The sequence below is a fragment of the Pantoea sp. FN0307 genome (genome assembly GCF_050113815.1).
Classification (GTDB): domain Bacteria; phylum Pseudomonadota; class Gammaproteobacteria; order Enterobacterales; family Enterobacteriaceae; genus Mixta; species Mixta alhagi.
In genome coordinates, this window is sequence record NZ_JBNJSO010000007.1 from 137,437 (window position 1) to 152,026 (window position 14,590).

General features: G+C 52.3%; 20 protein-coding genes. 11 read left to right on the plus strand and 9 right to left on the minus strand.

From position 1 onward, the window contains the following. Nucleotides 1-184: 184 nt before the first annotated feature. Both rpmA and rplU read right to left on the minus strand, forming a co-directional pair. Complete coding sequence (rpmA, locus tag ACQE3Z_RS18045) at nt 185-442, minus strand: 50S ribosomal protein L27 (protein ID WP_038628771.1); 258 nt, start codon at nt 440-442, stop codon at nt 185-187. Between the two features lie 15 nt (nt 443-457). Beyond that, nucleotides 458-769 carry a 50S ribosomal protein L21 gene (gene rplU / locus ACQE3Z_RS18050; protein ID WP_085068300.1) on the minus strand — a complete coding sequence of 104 codons (312 nt, stop codon included), beginning with the start codon at nt 767-769 and terminating at the stop codon, nt 458-460. 257 nt (nt 770-1,026) lie between these two features. Between rplU and ispB the strand changes: the two genes are divergently transcribed. Together ispB and ACQE3Z_RS18060 are read left to right on the plus strand one after the other, a co-directional pair. Continuing rightward, the gene (ispB, locus tag ACQE3Z_RS18055; RefSeq protein ID WP_426974851.1) at nt 1,027-1,998 is read left to right on the plus strand and encodes an octaprenyl diphosphate synthase; all 972 of its coding nucleotides are present in this window, start codon (nt 1,027-1,029) and stop codon (nt 1,996-1,998) included. Between the two features lie 282 nt (nt 1,999-2,280). Then, complete coding sequence (locus ACQE3Z_RS18060) at nt 2,281-2,556, plus strand: helix-turn-helix domain-containing protein (protein WP_420851603.1); 276 nt, start codon at nt 2,281-2,283, stop codon at nt 2,554-2,556. An 86-nt stretch (nt 2,557-2,642) separates the two neighbouring features. On the opposite strand, the gene murA is transcribed toward ACQE3Z_RS18060, so the two are convergent. The 7 genes from murA to mlaF form a co-directional block, all read right to left on the minus strand. Next, complete coding sequence (murA, locus tag ACQE3Z_RS18065; RefSeq protein WP_426974852.1) at nt 2,643-3,902, minus strand: UDP-N-acetylglucosamine 1-carboxyvinyltransferase; 1,260 nt, start codon at nt 3,900-3,902, stop codon at nt 2,643-2,645. Between the two features lie 68 nt (nt 3,903-3,970). Beyond that, entirely contained in the window at nt 3,971-4,225 is a 255-nt protein-coding gene (ibaG, locus tag ACQE3Z_RS18070) for a BolA family iron metabolism protein IbaG (protein ID WP_085068306.1), read from the minus strand. A gap of 117 nt (nt 4,226-4,342) precedes the next feature. Then, nucleotides 4,343-4,648 (minus strand): lipid asymmetry maintenance protein MlaB, encoded by a 306-nt coding sequence (gene mlaB / locus ACQE3Z_RS18075; protein ID WP_250651606.1) that lies wholly within the window; start codon nt 4,646-4,648, stop codon nt 4,343-4,345. Then, entirely contained in the window at nt 4,641-5,279 is a 639-nt protein-coding gene (mlaC, locus tag ACQE3Z_RS18080) for a phospholipid-binding protein MlaC (protein WP_250651605.1), read from the minus strand. The genes mlaB and mlaC overlap by 8 nt, the downstream gene beginning before the upstream one ends. A gap of 12 nt (nt 5,280-5,291) precedes the next feature. After that, nucleotides 5,292-5,831, minus strand: coding sequence for an outer membrane lipid asymmetry maintenance protein MlaD (gene mlaD, locus ACQE3Z_RS18085; protein WP_426974853.1), 540 nt, complete (start codon nt 5,829-5,831; stop codon nt 5,292-5,294). 4 nt (nt 5,832-5,835) lie between these two features. Further along, entirely contained in the window at nt 5,836-6,618 is a 783-nt protein-coding gene (gene mlaE, locus ACQE3Z_RS18090; RefSeq protein WP_250651603.1) for a lipid asymmetry maintenance ABC transporter permease subunit MlaE, read from the minus strand. Between the two features lie 4 nt (nt 6,619-6,622). Beyond that, complete coding sequence (gene mlaF, locus ACQE3Z_RS18095) at nt 6,623-7,438, minus strand: phospholipid ABC transporter ATP-binding protein MlaF (RefSeq protein WP_085068317.1); 816 nt, start codon at nt 7,436-7,438, stop codon at nt 6,623-6,625. 225 nt (nt 7,439-7,663) lie between these two features. On the opposite strand from mlaF, the gene ACQE3Z_RS18100 reads away from it, so the two are divergent. The 9 genes from ACQE3Z_RS18100 (at nt 7,664) to ptsN (ending at nt 14,525) form a co-directional block, all read left to right on the plus strand. Beyond that, a complete protein-coding gene (locus ACQE3Z_RS18100) occupies nt 7,664-8,644 on the plus strand; it encodes a calcium/sodium antiporter (protein ID WP_426974854.1) in 981 nt (326 codons plus the stop codon). 14 nt (nt 8,645-8,658) lie between these two features. After that, the gene (gene kdsD / locus ACQE3Z_RS18105; protein ID WP_426974855.1) at nt 8,659-9,645 is read left to right on the plus strand and encodes an arabinose-5-phosphate isomerase KdsD; all 987 of its coding nucleotides are present in this window, start codon (nt 8,659-8,661) and stop codon (nt 9,643-9,645) included. Nucleotides 9,646-9,662: 17 nt separating this feature from the next. Then, entirely contained in the window at nt 9,663-10,229 is a 567-nt protein-coding gene (kdsC, locus tag ACQE3Z_RS18110; protein ID WP_085068325.1) for a 3-deoxy-manno-octulosonate-8-phosphatase KdsC, read from the plus strand. Continuing rightward, a complete protein-coding gene (lptC, locus tag ACQE3Z_RS18115) occupies nt 10,226-10,801 on the plus strand; it encodes an LPS export ABC transporter periplasmic protein LptC (protein ID WP_250651599.1) in 576 nt (191 codons plus the stop codon). The genes kdsC and lptC overlap by 4 nt, the downstream gene beginning before the upstream one ends. Next, complete coding sequence (lptA, locus tag ACQE3Z_RS18120; RefSeq protein WP_418304148.1) at nt 10,782-11,327, plus strand: lipopolysaccharide ABC transporter substrate-binding protein LptA; 546 nt, start codon at nt 10,782-10,784, stop codon at nt 11,325-11,327. Before lptC ends, lptA begins: the two co-directional genes overlap by 20 nt. Before the next feature lie 5 nt (nt 11,328-11,332). Continuing rightward, the gene (lptB, locus tag ACQE3Z_RS18125; RefSeq protein ID WP_085068332.1) at nt 11,333-12,058 is read left to right on the plus strand and encodes an LPS export ABC transporter ATP-binding protein; all 726 of its coding nucleotides are present in this window, start codon (nt 11,333-11,335) and stop codon (nt 12,056-12,058) included. 48 nt (nt 12,059-12,106) lie between these two features. Then, the gene (rpoN, locus tag ACQE3Z_RS18130) at nt 12,107-13,540 is read left to right on the plus strand and encodes an RNA polymerase factor sigma-54 (protein WP_426974856.1); all 1,434 of its coding nucleotides are present in this window, start codon (nt 12,107-12,109) and stop codon (nt 13,538-13,540) included. A 23-nt stretch (nt 13,541-13,563) separates the two neighbouring features. After that, the gene (hpf, locus tag ACQE3Z_RS18135; protein WP_085068335.1) at nt 13,564-13,851 is read left to right on the plus strand and encodes a ribosome hibernation promoting factor; all 288 of its coding nucleotides are present in this window, start codon (nt 13,564-13,566) and stop codon (nt 13,849-13,851) included. Between the two features lie 191 nt (nt 13,852-14,042). Beyond that, entirely contained in the window at nt 14,043-14,525 is a 483-nt protein-coding gene (ptsN, locus tag ACQE3Z_RS18140; RefSeq protein ID WP_426974886.1) for a PTS IIA-like nitrogen regulatory protein PtsN, read from the plus strand. Nucleotides 14,526-14,590: the final 65 nt, after the last annotated feature.

A 14,590-nucleotide genomic window follows, 5' to 3' on the forward strand; every position in this document is an offset into this window, starting at 1 on the left:
TGGCGACCGGATAAACCGGTGCGGCTTTAATTCCGCCGAGGCCATAAGCGATGACCCGTTGCGGAAAGACTGTACGTAAATTGTACAGCAAATCAGGCAAGCTCAAAATGTAAAAAGCCCCGCAATATTCTGCGGGGCTTTCATTCTCTGGCAGGCAGATTAACCCGCCTGCAGCACGACAACCTTACTCAGCAACGATGCTGACGTATTTACGGTTGTTCGGGCCTTTAACTTCGAATTTCACTTTACCGTTTGCAGTAGCAAACAGAGTGTGGTCACGGCCAAGACCAACGTTGGTGCCTGCGTGGAACTTGGTGCCACGCTGACGAACGATGATGTTGCCAGCCAGTACAGATTCACCGCCGAAACGTTTTACGCCCAGGCGCTGTGCATTTGAGTCGCGACCGTTACGTGTTGAGCCGCCAGCCTTTTTGTGTGCCATTTGTCAGATCTCCTCTCAGGCGCTGATGCCAGTGATTTTCACATCAGTGAACCACTGACGATGGCCCTGCTGCTTACGATGGTGTTTACGACGACGAAACTTAACGATCTTAATTTTCTCGCCACGACCATGAGCAACAACTTCTGCTTTGATCACGCCACCTGAAACCAGCGGTGCGCCGATTGTAACGTCGTCACCATTTGCAATCATCAGAACCTGATCGAACTCAATAGTTTCGCCGGTTGCGATGTCCAGCTTTTCCAGGCGAACGGTTTGACCTTCGCTTACTCGGTGTTGTTTACCACCACTTTGGAAAACCGCGTACATATAAAACTCCGCTTCTGCGCTTACCTTCTTCAATTGTCAGGCGGCGCGATAAATATTCACAATAGGGCGCGAATTCTACGCAAAAATCCCTGCGTTGACAAGAGGACATAGCAAAGGATTGCAGAAAAAAAACGCAGCGCCATACTCAGGATTCAAGAGCCTCGTTTTTCAAGTACAATCTGTAATACATTACATGGCACAGACATGGGCAAAGTCGCTTAACATGGCGCTGAACAGAGCAATAGCTGAACAGACTGATGAATTTAGAACAAATTAATGAATTAACCGCCCCAGATATGGCGGCCGTCAACGAGACCATCCTCTCACAGCTGAATTCAGATGTTTCGCTCATCAATCAGTTGGGTTACTACATTATCAGCGGCGGCGGAAAGCGTATTCGTCCTATGATTGCCATTCTTGCGGCGCGCGCGCTCGGCTATGAAGGTAAGCAGCACGTGACTATTGCCGCGCTGATTGAATTTATTCATACCGCGACGCTGTTGCATGACGATGTGGTGGATGAATCTGATATGCGGCGCGGAAAAGCTACGGCCAACGCGGCCTTTGGCAACGCAGCCAGCGTGCTGGTAGGCGATTTTATTTACACCCGCGCCTTTCAAATGATGACCAGCCTTGGTTCACTGCGTATTCTGGCGTTGATGTCAGAAGCGGTAAACGTTATCGCCGAAGGCGAAGTGCTGCAGCTAATGAACTGTAACGATCCTGATATCACTGAAGAGAGCTATATGCGGGTGATTTACAGCAAAACGGCGCGTCTGTTCGAAGCGGCGGCGCAATCTTCCGGGATTCTGGCGGGCGCTAATGAAACTCAGGAGCAGGGTTTACAGGATTATGGTCGCTATCTCGGCACCGCTTTTCAGCTGATTGACGATCTGCTTGATTACAGCGCCGATGGACAAACGCTGGGGAAAAACGTTGGTGACGATCTCAGCGAAGGTAAACCTACCCTACCGTTGCTGCATGCCATGCGCCATGGCAATGCCCAGCAGACCGCCATGATACGTGAAGCCATTGAACAGGGTAATGGTCGCCATTTGCTGGATCCGGTACTGGAGGCGATGCGTCAATGCGGTTCTCTTGAGTGGACGCGCAACCGTGCCGAACAGGAAGCGGATAAGGCTATCGCTGCTCTGCAGGTGTTGCCAGAATCTCCCTGGCGCAGTGCGCTGGAAGCGCTGGCTCATATGGCAGTACAGCGCGACTCCTGATGCGTTACGGGGGCGCTATTTAACGCTCCCCCGCTCTTTATTTTTTCCTTCCGTTTGCAAACACCCATCACGCTTTTGCGAAGAGAAACACATTTCTTTCGCTTCATTTGGAATTTACTGGAAATAAATGGATTCTGTTTGCTATAAAAAACCACCTTCTGGCAAGATGGAGCTTGAAATGCAAACAGCAACATACTCTTTCCCCTAACTCTTTTAATTTAAAGTTTCTTAAAAACTCCAGTAATTCTCATCAAGAAAAATCAGCATAGGGAGACGTGCGCTATGGGTAATGTGAATAAAACAAAGCAAGACTGGCATACGGCGGATATCATTGCCGCCCTGCATAAAAAGGGAACCTCTCTTGCCGCCGTATCGCGCCAGGCTGGCCTGAGTTCATCAACGCTGGCTAATGCGCTCAATCGTCCATGGCCGAAAGGGGAATGGTTAATTGCCGAGGCGCTCGCAGTTCATCCTGCGGAAATTTGGCCCAGCCGCTACTACGATCCCATAACCAGGAAGCTGATTGATCGTAAGAAGCTGATTCGTTCCCGCTCCTGACCCCGCTTAAGTAAAAAAAAACAGCCCCCGAAATCGGGCGCTGTTTTTAACAAAAACGTCTTCAGAACGCGCTACAGCAGCGAGATCTATTCGCCTTTAACCCGTTCGATTTTCGCGCCCATGGCGATCAGCTTATCTTCGATATGCTCATAGCCACGATCGATATGATAAATACGATCGACCACTGTGGTTCCTTCAGCAATACAGCCGGCCAGTACCAGGCTGGCGGAAGCGCGTAAATCCGTCGCCATCACCTGCGCACCAGACAGCTTCTCTACGCCGTAGCAAATCGCCGTATTGCTTTCGATCTCTGCATGCGCGCCCATACGAATCAGCTCAGGAATATGCATAAACCGGTTTTCGAAAATGGTTTCGGTAATGACGCCGGTTCCTTCTGCAACCAGGTTTAGCAAGGTAAACTGCGCCTGCATATCGGTAGGAAAACCCGGGTGCGGTGCGGTACGCACGTTAACGGCTTTCGGACGTTTACCGTGCATATCAAGGCTGATCCAGTCTTCACCCGTTTCGATTTCCGCACCGGCTTCACGCAGCTTCGCCAGTACCGCATCCAGCGTATCAGGCTGCGTTTTATGACACACAACCTTGCCGCCAGAGATCGCTGCGGCAACCAGAAAAGTTCCCGTTTCAATACGGTCAGGCAACACGCGGTAAACGCCGCCGCCCAGGCGCTCAACGCCCTCAATCGTAATACGATCGCCGCCTGCACCGCTGATTTTTGCGCCCAGAGTATTCAGGAAGTTCGCGGTATCCACGATTTCCGGTTCACGCGCGGCGTTTTCAATGATGGTCGTGCCGGTCGCCAGGGTCGCTGCAGACATAATGGTTACCGTCGCGCCAACGCTAACTTTATCCATTACAATGTGCGCGCCCTTCAAACGCCCATTGACCGAGGCTTTAACATAGCCCTCTTCCAGCTTGATTTCCGCGCCCAGTTGCTCCAGCCCGGTAATATGCAAATCAACCGGTCGCGCGCCGATGGCGCAGCCGCCGGGTAAAGAGACCTGCCCCTGGCCAAAACGCGCTACCAGCGGTCCCAGCGCCCAAATCGAGGCGCGCATGGTTTTCACCAGCTCATAAGGAGCGCAGTAAATACCTACTTTACTGGCATCAAGATGCACGGATCCATTGCGCTCCGCTTTTACACCCAGCTGGCTGAGCAGCTTCATGGTGGTATCAATGTCCTTTAGTTTCGGGACATTCTGAATCTCCACCGGCTCTTCAGCCAGCAGAGCGGCGAACAGGATCGGCAGGGCGGCATTTTTGGCGCCGGAGATGGTGACTTCACCGCTTAGCCGGGTCGGACCCTGTACACGAAATTTATCCATTGCAACTGCTCTCTGTTATCAGAACTTAAAAGGCCATCGAGTCGCGGACCATAAGCCGCCTCAACAGCTTAAAAACCGTTTAGCTTACGATCCCGTTCCCACTCTTCAGGGGTGTAGGTTTTGATGGATACCGCATGAATACGGTTATCAGCGATATATTCCATCAGCGGTGCATAGACCGCCTGCTGTTTTTTCACGCGGCTCAGCTCAGCGAACAATTCGCCAACGGCGATAACCTGAAAATGACTGCCGTCACCGCTGACATGTACTTCTTTTAACGGCAGTGCGTTCATTAGTACTGTCTGAATTTCACTATTTTCCATGATTTTTTTACATTCGGTTGATGATAAACAGGCTGTCATATTAGTTGAAAGCGCATTTATCTTAAACAAACAAAAAGCCCCTGACTGTGCAGGGGCTTATACAAAAATCCAGCGCGATTAGGCGCAATTTTCAGCAGAAACAATAATCTGCTGTAAATTGTACAGCATGATCAGGGAGTGTAATTTATCCGTGATACCGCTGAAAACGGGGCTGGCACCCTGCTGTTGCGCTATCTGACGCAGATGCACCAGTAACGCCAGACCGGCCGAGTCTACGCGCTGCAGCCCGGAAACATCGATAACCTCAATTTTTTGCATTGCGGTTTCGCGCTGCTGCCACAGGCCGAGCAGTGTTTCCCGGTCAAGCTCCCCGCGAAGGTAAAGCGTTTTTGCCTCAACCTGCCAGCTCAGAAGATCAGCCATTATTTTTCTGATCCAGAGTAATAGGCTGCGCCGCATAGTTTTTCAGCTGCTGCGTCAGGCCGTCGATGCCTTTGGTACGCAGAATATCGCTCCACTCATTTTGTTTGGTGGTGATCATACTGATCCCTTCGGCGATCATGTCATAGGCCTGCCATTCGCCGGTACGGCTGTTCTTACGCCACTGAAAATCAAGGCGAACCGGGGGCCGTCCGTTGGGATCGATAATGCTGACGCGGATGGCAATGATATTCGCGTTGCCCAGCGGCTGCTCCGGCGCGATTTGATACGTTTGTCCATGATAAAGCGCCAGCGCCTGGCCATAAGCCTGCGCAAGATAATCGCCAAACGCGTTGAAATAGGTTTCGCGCTGCGCCGGCGTCGCTTCACGGTAGTAGCGGCCCAGAACCAGCGCGCCAGCGTATTTAATTTGTACATAAGGCAGCAGTTCCTGACGAACAATCTCGCGCAGATAATTGGGATCCTGCTTGATTTTCGGTTGCTCGTTTTTCAGGCGGGTGAATGTCTTCGCCGCTGCCTCATTCATCAGCTTATAAGGATTGGTTTGATCTGCCGCGTTTGCCGCCAGCGGCGCGATAACCAGCATAGCGACCATCAGTAAACGTTTAAACATACGTGTAGCCTCTTAAGGTTGTTCCGGGTTAGCAGAAGTCGGTGCTGCAGGCGCGTTTGGTTCCTGCGCAGGGCTTTGATTACCATCGCCGCTCTTATACAAAAACTGACCAATCAGATCTTCCAGCACCAGCGCCGATTTCGTATCCTGGAGCGTATCGCCATCCTTCAGAATAGCCGTGCCCATGTCAGGATCGTCAAAACCAACATTTAACGCCAGATACTGTTCGCCCAGCAGCCCCTGAGTACGAATCGCCAGTGAACTGGTATCGGGAAGATGGTTATATCTGTCTTCAATGTCCATGGTTACGCGTGGCGACAGAGATTTCTCATCCAGGGTAATATCCGTAACGCGACCAATCACCACGCCGCCAATTTTAACCGGAGAGCTAACCTTCAACCCGCCGATATTGTCAAAAGTCGCGTAGAGCCTCCATGTAGGCTCGGTGCCCAGCGATTTCACATCTGCAACGCGCAGACAGAGAAACAGGATGGCGATAAGCGCCAGCAGCATGAACGCCCCTACTCCAATTTCACTTTTTTTTGTTTGCATAGTCCTAGTTCCCAAACATCAGTGCCGTCAGCACAAAATCTAACCCCAGTACCGCCAGTGAGGAATGTACTACCGTACGCGTGGTGGCCCGGCTGATCCCTTCAGAGGTCGGAATCGCATCGTAGCCGTTAAATAACGCAATCCAGGTTACCGTAATGGCAAACACCGCGCTTTTAATCAGGCAGTTAATAATATCGGTGCGGAAATCTACCGCGTTCTGCATCGCCGACCAGAAGAATCCAGGGTCGATACCTTTCCAGCTGACGCCTACCAACGCCCCGCCCCAAATGCCCACGGCGGTAAAAATCAGCGTTAATAGCGGCATACTGATAAAACCCGCCCAGAAGCGCGGTGAGATTACCCGACGCAGCGGATCTACCGCCATCATTTCCATGCTGGAAAGCTGCTCCGTCGCTTTCATCAGGCCAATTTCCGCCGTTAACGCCGAACCGGCGCGTCCGGCAAACAGCAACGCCGTAACCACCGGCCCCAGCTCGCGCAGCAGCGATAATGACACCAGCATGCCAAGGCTGGTTTCAGCGCCATAGGTCGTTAGCACCAAAAACCCCTGCAGCCCCAGCACCATGCCGATAAACAGGCCAGAAACCAAAATGATCAGCAAGGACATCACGCCTACGCTATATAACTGTTTGATCAGCAGCGGGGTGTGTTTGCGAAACTGCGGTTTACCGGCCAGCGCATGAAACAGCATCAGACCGGCACGGCCAAACGAAGCACAGGTTTGGATCCCCTGGCGACCCAGTAGCGCCAGCGCATTTAAAAACATCAGTTTATTGACTCCCTGAACCGGTAAGATCGGCAAAATAGTCGCCAGCCGGATAACGGAAAGGCACCGGCCCATCAGCAATCCCATCGATGAACTGGCGTACACGTGCGTCAGGATTGTCCTGAAGCGCCTGCGTTGTTCCCTGAGCAATGATTTTTTGCCCTGCCACAATATAGGCGTAATCGGCGATGCTCAAGACCTCAGGCACATCATGTGAAACGACGATACAGGTCATGCCCAGCGAATGATTCAGCTCATCAATCAGCTTAACCAGTACGCCCATGGTAATAGGATCCTGACCAACAAAAGGCTCGTCGAACATGATCAGATCCGGTTCCAGCGCAATCGCACGCGCCAGCGCGGCGCGGCGCGCCATCCCGCCCGAAAGCTCTGAGGGCATTAATTTCGCCGCTCCGCGCAGACCGACCGCTTCCAGCTTCATCATCACGGTGCTGTGCAGCAGCGGCGCGGGCAAGCGTGTATGCTCCCGTAACGGCCAGGCGACATTCTCGTAAACATTAAGATCGGTAAACAGCGCTCCGGACTGAAACAGCATGCTCATACGCTTGCGTGTCTCATACAGACGCGAGCGCGACAGTTGAGGAATATTTTCGCCATCGAACCAGATATCACCGGCATCTGGCTGCAGTTGGCCGCCAATAAGACGCAGCAGGGTCGTTTTACCGATACCGGAAGGCCCCATGATGGCGGTGACTTTCCCTTTTGGCACCGTTAACGAGATATTGTCGAAAATGGTGCGATTACCACGGGTAAAGCTAACGCCGTGGACTTCGACCAGATTCGTGGATGGCTGGTGCATTGATACCTCTGTTATCCATTTTAGGCGATTCAAAAGATTTATGTTAATCGCATCTAAGTAACCATTGCCGCGAGTTTTACAGAAATCGGATGCTTCTTCGTAGCGAAAACCGGCATACGTTTTACTTTTTGCTCGCAGACGGTCAAAATCATCGCCATTCTTTATATCGCCTGCAAAATGACGAGTCTGGCAAACCGACGAGTATAACCGATCCAAGGATTTTTCATGCTTTTAGCCGCTGCACTGTTAGTTATCGGTTTAGTTTTACTGGTCTATGGAGCCGATCGTTTAGTGTTTAGTGCCGCCATTCTCTGTCGTTCGCTGGGCATTCCTCCACTGATTATCGGTATGACCATTGTGGGCATCGGCACCTCGCTGCCTGAATTGATCGTCTCCTTTACTGCCGCCACGCATGGGCAGATGGATATGGCCGTCGGCACTGCAATGGGTTCCAATATTACCAATATCTTGCTGATTCTTGGCGGCGCGGCGCTACTGCATCCCCTTACGGTCCATTCGAACCTGGTACGGCGTGAACTGCCGTTAATGCTGCTGGTAACCTTGTTGAGCGGCATCATCCTGTGTGACTACCAGTTGAGTCGCGTTGATGGCGTCGCACTGATCGCCTTTGCCCTGCTCTATCTGCTGTTTATTATTCGTATCGCCCGCCAGGCCGAACGGGATAATAGCGATACGTTAACGCGGGAACAGCTGGCTGAACTGCCGCGTGACGATTCAGGCAACACGGTCGCCTTCCTGTGGCTGGCGGTTGCGCTGATTATTCTACCAATGTCGACCCGCATGGTAATCGATAACGCAACGGTGATTGCAGACTACTTCGGCGTAAGCGAGCTGGTGATTGGGCTAACAATTATCTCCGTCGGGACCAGCCTGCCGGAGCTGGCGACCGTGATCGCAGGCGCATTAAAAGGAGAAGATGACATAGCCATTGGCAACCTTATCGGCTCCAACATTTATAATCTGGCTATTGTACTTGGACTTCCGGCTCTGCTTCAGCCCGGAGAGTTTGACAGCGCCGCCTTTGAACGCGATTACTGGGTTATGCTCGGCGTCAGCGCCCTGTTTATGCTTATTTGCCTACAGCGCAGCCGTCGTATTGGTCGTCGCGCCGGGGCGATTTTACTGGCCGGTTTTATAGCCTGGGTAACCGTACTTTACCTGCAGCCATTTAGTCTCAACGGATAAAGGACTGAACATCAATGACGCACATCATGCCCGAGCCGGGATTCGATTTCCAACAGGCCGGTAAAGAAGTACTTGATATTGAACGCCAGGGGCTGGAACAGCTCGATCAATACATCAACGATGATTTTACCCGCGCCTGCGAAATGATGTTCTATTGCCAGGGAAAAGTCGTGGTAATGGGGATGGGTAAATCGGGGCATATTGGCAAAAAAATGGCAGCCACCTTCGCCAGTACCGGTACACCCGCCTTTTTCGTGCATCCCGCCGAAGCCAGCCATGGCGATTTAGGGATGGTCACCAGCAGCGACATCGTGATCGCCATTTCCAATTCCGGCGAATCAAACGAAATCCAGGCGCTGATCCCGGTGTTAAAACGGCTTAAAGTGCCGCTAATTTGCATCACCAGCCGCCCGGAAAGCAGCATGGCGCGTGCCGCAGATCTTCATCTGTGTGTTAAAGTGCCGCACGAAGCGTGTCCGTTGGGCCTGGCACCGACCTCCAGCACTACGGCGACGCTGGTGATGGGCGATGCGCTGGCGGTTGCCCTGCTAAAGGCGCGCGGCTTTACCGCCCAGGACTTCGCTCTTTCTCACCCTGGCGGCGCGCTGGGCCGCAAACTGTTGCTGCGCGTCAGTGATATTATGCACACCGGCGATGAAATTCCCCACGTTACCCGCGAAGCCTCGCTACGCGATGCGCTGCTGGAAATTACACGCAAAAACCTGGGTATGACGGCAATCGTAGACGATTTAATGCAGATTCAGGGCATTTTCACCGACGGTGATTTACGCCGCGTTTTTGATATGGGCATCGATTTTCAAAATGCGTCTATCGCCAGCGTAATGACGCCGGGCGGCATTCGCGTACGTCCCAATATGTTAGCGGTTGACGCTCTGAACCTGATGCAAAGTAAGCATATCACTGCCGTCATGGTTGCCGACGGCGACCAGCTTATTGGTATTGTTCATATGCATGACATGCTGCGCGCAGGCGTAGTATAAACCGGATGGAAACCAGAATGACGCAAGAAAAAAACGTCGTGGAAACCTGCTACGGCGAGGTAAGCCAGGACGTCATACAACGCGCCAGCGAGATTCGCCTGTTGATCTGCGATGTTGACGGCGTAATGTCCGATGGCCTGATTTATATGGGCAATAGCGGCGAAGAGCTAAAAGCGTTTAACGTTCGTGATGGTTATGGCATTCGCTGCCTGCTGACTTCCGATATCGAGGTGGCGATTATCACCGGCCGACGGGCCAAACTGCTGGAAGATCGTTGCCAGACGCTGGGCATTACACATCTTTACCAGGGGCAGTCTGATAAGCTTTTGGCCTTCAGGGAACTTCTGGATAAACTGTCGTTAGCCCCCAATCAAGTCGCCTACGTCGGCGACGATTTGATTGACTGGCCGGTGATGGCCAAAGTGGGTTTAAGCATCGCCGTAGCTGATGCTCACCCGCTGCTGCTGGGGCGCGCCAACTATGTGACCCGTATTGCCGGTGGGCGCGGCGCGGTACGCGAAGTTTGCGATCTGATTTTGATCGCCCAGGATAAGTTTGATGATGCCAAAGGGCAATCGGTATGAGTAAAACCAGGCGTTGGATAACGCTCTTGTTGGCGTTGATTGCTATTATCTTGATCGGCTGGAATCTTGCCGGTAACGAAGATGAACAGGGTCAGGTGGAAACAAACGATCGGGAACCGACCTATACCAGCGCGAATTCCAGTACCGTGGTATATAACCCAACCGGCAGCCTGAGCTACAAGCTGGTGTCGGATAAGGTGACCTACTTTTCCGCTGATGAGATCAGCTGGTTTGACAGGCCGCTGATGACCACTTATGACGAAAACAAGATCCCTGCCTGGTCAGTACGGGCCGACAAAGCCAAACTGACGAAAGATCGCATGCTTTATCTTTACGGTCACGTTGAGGTCAATAGCCTGGCTAAAGATGCCCAGATTGAGCGCATCAAAACCGATAATGCGCAGGTGAATCTGGTTACGCAGGATGTGATGTCTGATGATCAGGTCACTCTTTATGGCCGCAGCTTTAATTCCACTGGTATGAAGATGCGCGGTAATTTACGGACGAAAACGGCCGAGCTGATTGAAAAGGTCAAAACAAATTATGAAATCAATGCACAACAACAGCCTTAAACTACTGCTTATCAGTACTCTGCTGGCCGCCAGCGTTCCGGCTTTTGCCTTAACCGGCGACTCTGAAAAGCCGGTTAACATCAATTCGGCCAATCAGGCGCTGGACATGCAGGGCAATGTCGCGACCTTTACCGGCAACGTTATCGTTACTCAGGGTTCGATAAAAATTACCGCAGATAAAGTGGTGGTTACGCGTCCCGGCGGCGACAGCAAAAAAACCGTGGTCGACGCCTATGGCAACCCGGCCACTTTTTATCAGCTGCAGGACGATGGCAAGCCGGTAAAAGGCCATGCGGCGAAGATGCGCTATGAGCTGGCGAAGGATTTCGTTGAGCTTACCGGCAATGCTTATATTGAGCAGCTGGACAGCAACGTGAAAGGCGATCGCATTACCTATCTGGTTAAAGAGCAGAAGATGCAGGCCTGGAGTGAAGGCGATAACAAACGCGTCACCACGGTACTGGTTCCTTCGCAGTTGCAGGATAAACCCGCCTCCTCATCCACTAGCCAACAGAAGAGCCGCTGATCCCTATGGCAACACTAATCGCTGAAAATCTGGCAAAAGCCTATAAAGGCCGCCGCGTGGTGGAAGATGTCAGCCTGCAGGTTAAATCAGGCGAGATCGTTGGCCTGCTCGGTCCAAACGGGGCCGGCAAAACCACAACGTTTTATATGGTCGTTGGTATTGTGCCGCGTGATGCGGGCCGCATCGTTATTGATGATGAAGATATCAGCATTCTGCCGCTGCACGCTCGCGCCCGACGCGGGATTGGCTATCTGCCGCAGGAAGCCTCTATTTTTCGTCGTCTGAGCGTTTATGACAACCTGATGGCGGTGCTGCAGATACGGGAAGATCTCACCACCGAGCAGCGTGAAGATCGCGCCAAAGAGCTGATGGAAGAGTTCCATATTGCACATCTGCGCGATAGCCTCGGCCAGGCGCTGTCAGGCGGCGAACGCCGTCGTGTTGAAATTGCCCGAGCGCTGGCGGCAAATCCCAAATTTATTCTACTGGATGAGCCTTTTGCCGGCGTCGATCCCATTTCCGTGATCGATATTAAAAAAATCATCGAGCATCTGCGCGACAGCGGGCTTGGCGTCCTGATCACCGACCACAACGTCCGTGAAACGCTGGCCGTCTGCGAACGCGCTTATATCGTTAGCCAGGGCCATTTAATCGCGCACGGAACGCCCGAAGCGATCCTGGCCGATGAGCAAGTAAAACGTGTCTATTTGGGTGAAGAGTTCAGACTCTGATATGGTGTCAGTTATGACGGTGTTTTATCAGGAATCTTTATTCTGAATATGAAGCAAGGTTTGCAACTCAGACTCAGTCAACAGCTTGCGATGACTCCGCAGCTACAGCAGGCAATCCGTTTGCTGCAGCTTTCTACGCTGGAACTTCAACAGGAGATACAGCTGGCGTTGGAGAGTAATCCGTTGCTTGAGCAGACCGATATCCATGAGGAAGTAGATTCTCTCGAATATGCTGAAAGCGAAGCGCTTGATACGCGTGAGGCGCTTGAGCAAAAGGATATGCCGGAAGAGTTGCCGCTTGATGCCACCTGGGATGAGATCTATACGGCCGGTACGCCCTCAGGCACCGGCAATGACTATCGCGATGATGAACTACCGGTTTATCAGGGCGAAACCACCCAAACCTTGCAGGATTACCTGATGTGGCAGGTAGAGCTAACGCCGTTTAGCGATACCGACCGCGCGATTGCCACCTCGATCGTCGATGCCATTGACGATACCGGCTACCTTACCGTTACGCTGGATGATATCCGCGACAGCCTTGGCGACGAGGATGTAGCGCTGGATGAGGTCGAAGCGGTTCTGAAGCGAGTCCAGCGTTTCGATCCGGTTGGAGTAGGCGCACGTAACCTGCGTGACTGTCTGCTGGTACAGCTTTCGCAGTTTGCGCGCGATACGCCCTTTCTGGCCGAAGCGCAGCTGATTGTGGATCAATACCTCGATCTGCTGGCCAACCATGATTTCCGCAGCCTGATGCGCGTGACCCGTCTGAAAGAGGATGTGCTGAAAACGGCGCTGGCGCTGATTCAGTCACTGGATCCACGACCAGGCCAGTCAGTTAACACCCGTGAACCGGAATATGTCATCCCTGATGTGCTGGTGCGTAAAACAGGCAATCGCTGGACGGTTGAGTTAAACAGCGACAGCGTGCCGCGCCTGCAGATCAACCAGCAATACGCCGCGCTGGGCAATTCGGCGCGTAGCGACAGCGATAGCCAGTTTATTCGCACCAACCTACAGGATGCGAAATGGCTGATTAAAAGCCTGGAAAGCCGCAATGATACGCTGCTCAAAGTCACGCGTTGCATTGTGGAACAACAGCAGGCTTTTTTTGAGCAGGGTGAAGAGTTTATGCGTCCAATGGTGCTGGCGGATATCGCCCAGGCCGTTGATATGCATGAATCGACCATTTCCCGCGTTACCACCCAAAAATATCTGCACAGCCCACGCGGCATTTTTGAACTGAAATACTTTTTCTCCAGCCATGTTAATACCGAAGGCGGGGGCGAAGCCTCATCAACCGCCATTCGCGCGCTGGTGAAAAAGCTAATCTCGGCGGAAAATCCCGCCAAACCGCTGAGCGACAGCAAGCTCACTACCCTGTTGTCTGAGCAAGGCATTATGGTGGCGCGCCGTACCGTCGCGAAGTATCGCGAGTCTTTATCCATCCCGCCATCAAACCAGCGTAAGCAATTGGTTTGATCATCACTGAGAAGGAAGACGCTATGCAACTCAATATTACCGGGCAACACGTTGAAATCACGACCGCTTTACGTGAGTTTGTGAACACCAAATTTGCCAAACTGGCCCAATATTCTGACCGGATAACCCAGGTTCATATTGTGCTAAAGGTAGAAAGAGTGCAGCAGATAGCGGAAGCGACGCTGCACGTCAGCGGCGGCGAACTGCACGCAACGTCTGAAGCCAGTGATATGTATGCGGCGATCGATGGTTTAATCGATAAGCTGGCGCGCCAGCTAACCAAACATAAAGATAAGTTAAAACAACACTAATCACCACGCGGCTTAAGGAAAAACAGGCCGTCAGGTTGCCGGATACGGTAACATGCACAGACCGGGGGCGAGCTTTTTCGCCCCGTTTTTCCATTCACGCCGGCTGGCGAAGTTTTTGCTGCTGTTCTCGTCGCAAGACGCGTAAAGTAGCGTGATGTGCCAGTAAATGTGAACACGCAAGTGAAACTATGATGAACAACGAACTCTCACTGGAACTCAGCTCTGTACTTAGCCTTGACTGTACCCGCAGCGGCGTGCATTGCCAGAGCAAAAAGCGGGCACTGGAAATCATCAGTGAACTGGCTGCCAAACAGCTTAACCTGCCTCATCAGACGGTTTTTGAAGCTATTCTGACGCGCGAACGCATGGGCAGTACCGGTATCGGGAACGGTATTGCGATCCCACACGGCAAGCTGGAGGAGGATACGCTACGCGCGGTCGGCGTTTTTATCCGCCTCGATCAGCCTATCGCTTTTGATGCCATTGATAACCAGCCGGTGGATTTGCTCTTTGCCTTGCTGGTGCCGGCGGATCAATGTAAAACACATCTACATACCCTTTCGCTGGTAGCAAAGCGACTGGCTGACAAAACCGTTTGCCGTCGTCTGCGAGCTGCGCAAAGTGATGAAGAGTTATATGAAATCATCGCCGCGATGCCAGAAGATAATCACTAAATAGTCAGCTTGCACTTTTGCCCGTACCGGGACAGCCCGGTATTCACGGGTTGAATGGGGAGATA

Bases quoted from the DNA above. Each gene is read 5' to 3' on its own strand.
- rpoN (WP_426974856.1), top strand. From the start codon at position 12,107: ATGAAGCAAGGTTTGCAACTCAGACTCAGTCAACAGCTTGCGATGACT.
- lptA (WP_418304148.1), top strand. From the start codon at position 10,782: ATGCACAACAACAGCCTTAAACTACTGCTTATCAGTACTCTGCTGGCC.
- ACQE3Z_RS18060 (WP_420851603.1), top strand. From the start codon at position 2,281: ATGGGTAATGTGAATAAAACAAAGCAAGACTGGCATACGGCGGATATC.
- kdsC (WP_085068325.1), top strand. From the start codon at position 9,663: ATGACGCAAGAAAAAAACGTCGTGGAAACCTGCTACGGCGAGGTAAGC.
- ispB (WP_426974851.1), top strand. From the start codon at position 1,027: ATGAATTTAGAACAAATTAATGAATTAACCGCCCCAGATATGGCGGCC.
- mlaF (WP_085068317.1), bottom strand. From the start codon at position 7,438: ATGCACCAGCCATCCACGAATCTGGTCGAAGTCCACGGCGTTAGCTTT.
- rplU (WP_085068300.1), bottom strand. From the start codon at position 769: ATGTACGCGGTTTTCCAAAGTGGTGGTAAACAACACCGAGTAAGCGAA.
- hpf (WP_085068335.1), top strand. From the start codon at position 13,564: ATGCAACTCAATATTACCGGGCAACACGTTGAAATCACGACCGCTTTA.
- ACQE3Z_RS18100 (WP_426974854.1), top strand. From the start codon at position 7,664: ATGCTTTTAGCCGCTGCACTGTTAGTTATCGGTTTAGTTTTACTGGTC.
- mlaE (WP_250651603.1), bottom strand. From the start codon at position 6,618: ATGTTTTTAAATGCGCTGGCGCTACTGGGTCGCCAGGGGATCCAAACC.
- mlaD (WP_426974853.1), bottom strand. From the start codon at position 5,831: ATGCAAACAAAAAAAAGTGAAATTGGAGTAGGGGCGTTCATGCTGCTG.
- murA (WP_426974852.1), bottom strand. From the start codon at position 3,902: ATGGATAAATTTCGTGTACAGGGTCCGACCCGGCTAAGCGGTGAAGTC.
- mlaC (WP_250651605.1), bottom strand. From the start codon at position 5,279: ATGTTTAAACGTTTACTGATGGTCGCTATGCTGGTTATCGCGCCGCTG.
- rpmA (WP_038628771.1), bottom strand. From the start codon at position 442: ATGGCACACAAAAAGGCTGGCGGCTCAACACGTAACGGTCGCGACTCA.
- lptB (WP_085068332.1), top strand. From the start codon at position 11,333: ATGGCAACACTAATCGCTGAAAATCTGGCAAAAGCCTATAAAGGCCGC.
- ptsN (WP_426974886.1), top strand. From the start codon at position 14,043: ATGAACAACGAACTCTCACTGGAACTCAGCTCTGTACTTAGCCTTGAC.
- lptC (WP_250651599.1), top strand. From the start codon at position 10,226: ATGAGTAAAACCAGGCGTTGGATAACGCTCTTGTTGGCGTTGATTGCT.
- ibaG (WP_085068306.1), bottom strand. From the start codon at position 4,225: ATGGAAAATAGTGAAATTCAGACAGTACTAATGAACGCACTGCCGTTA.
- mlaB (WP_250651606.1), bottom strand. From the start codon at position 4,648: ATGGCTGATCTTCTGAGCTGGCAGGTTGAGGCAAAAACGCTTTACCTT.
- kdsD (WP_426974855.1), top strand. From the start codon at position 8,659: ATGACGCACATCATGCCCGAGCCGGGATTCGATTTCCAACAGGCCGGT.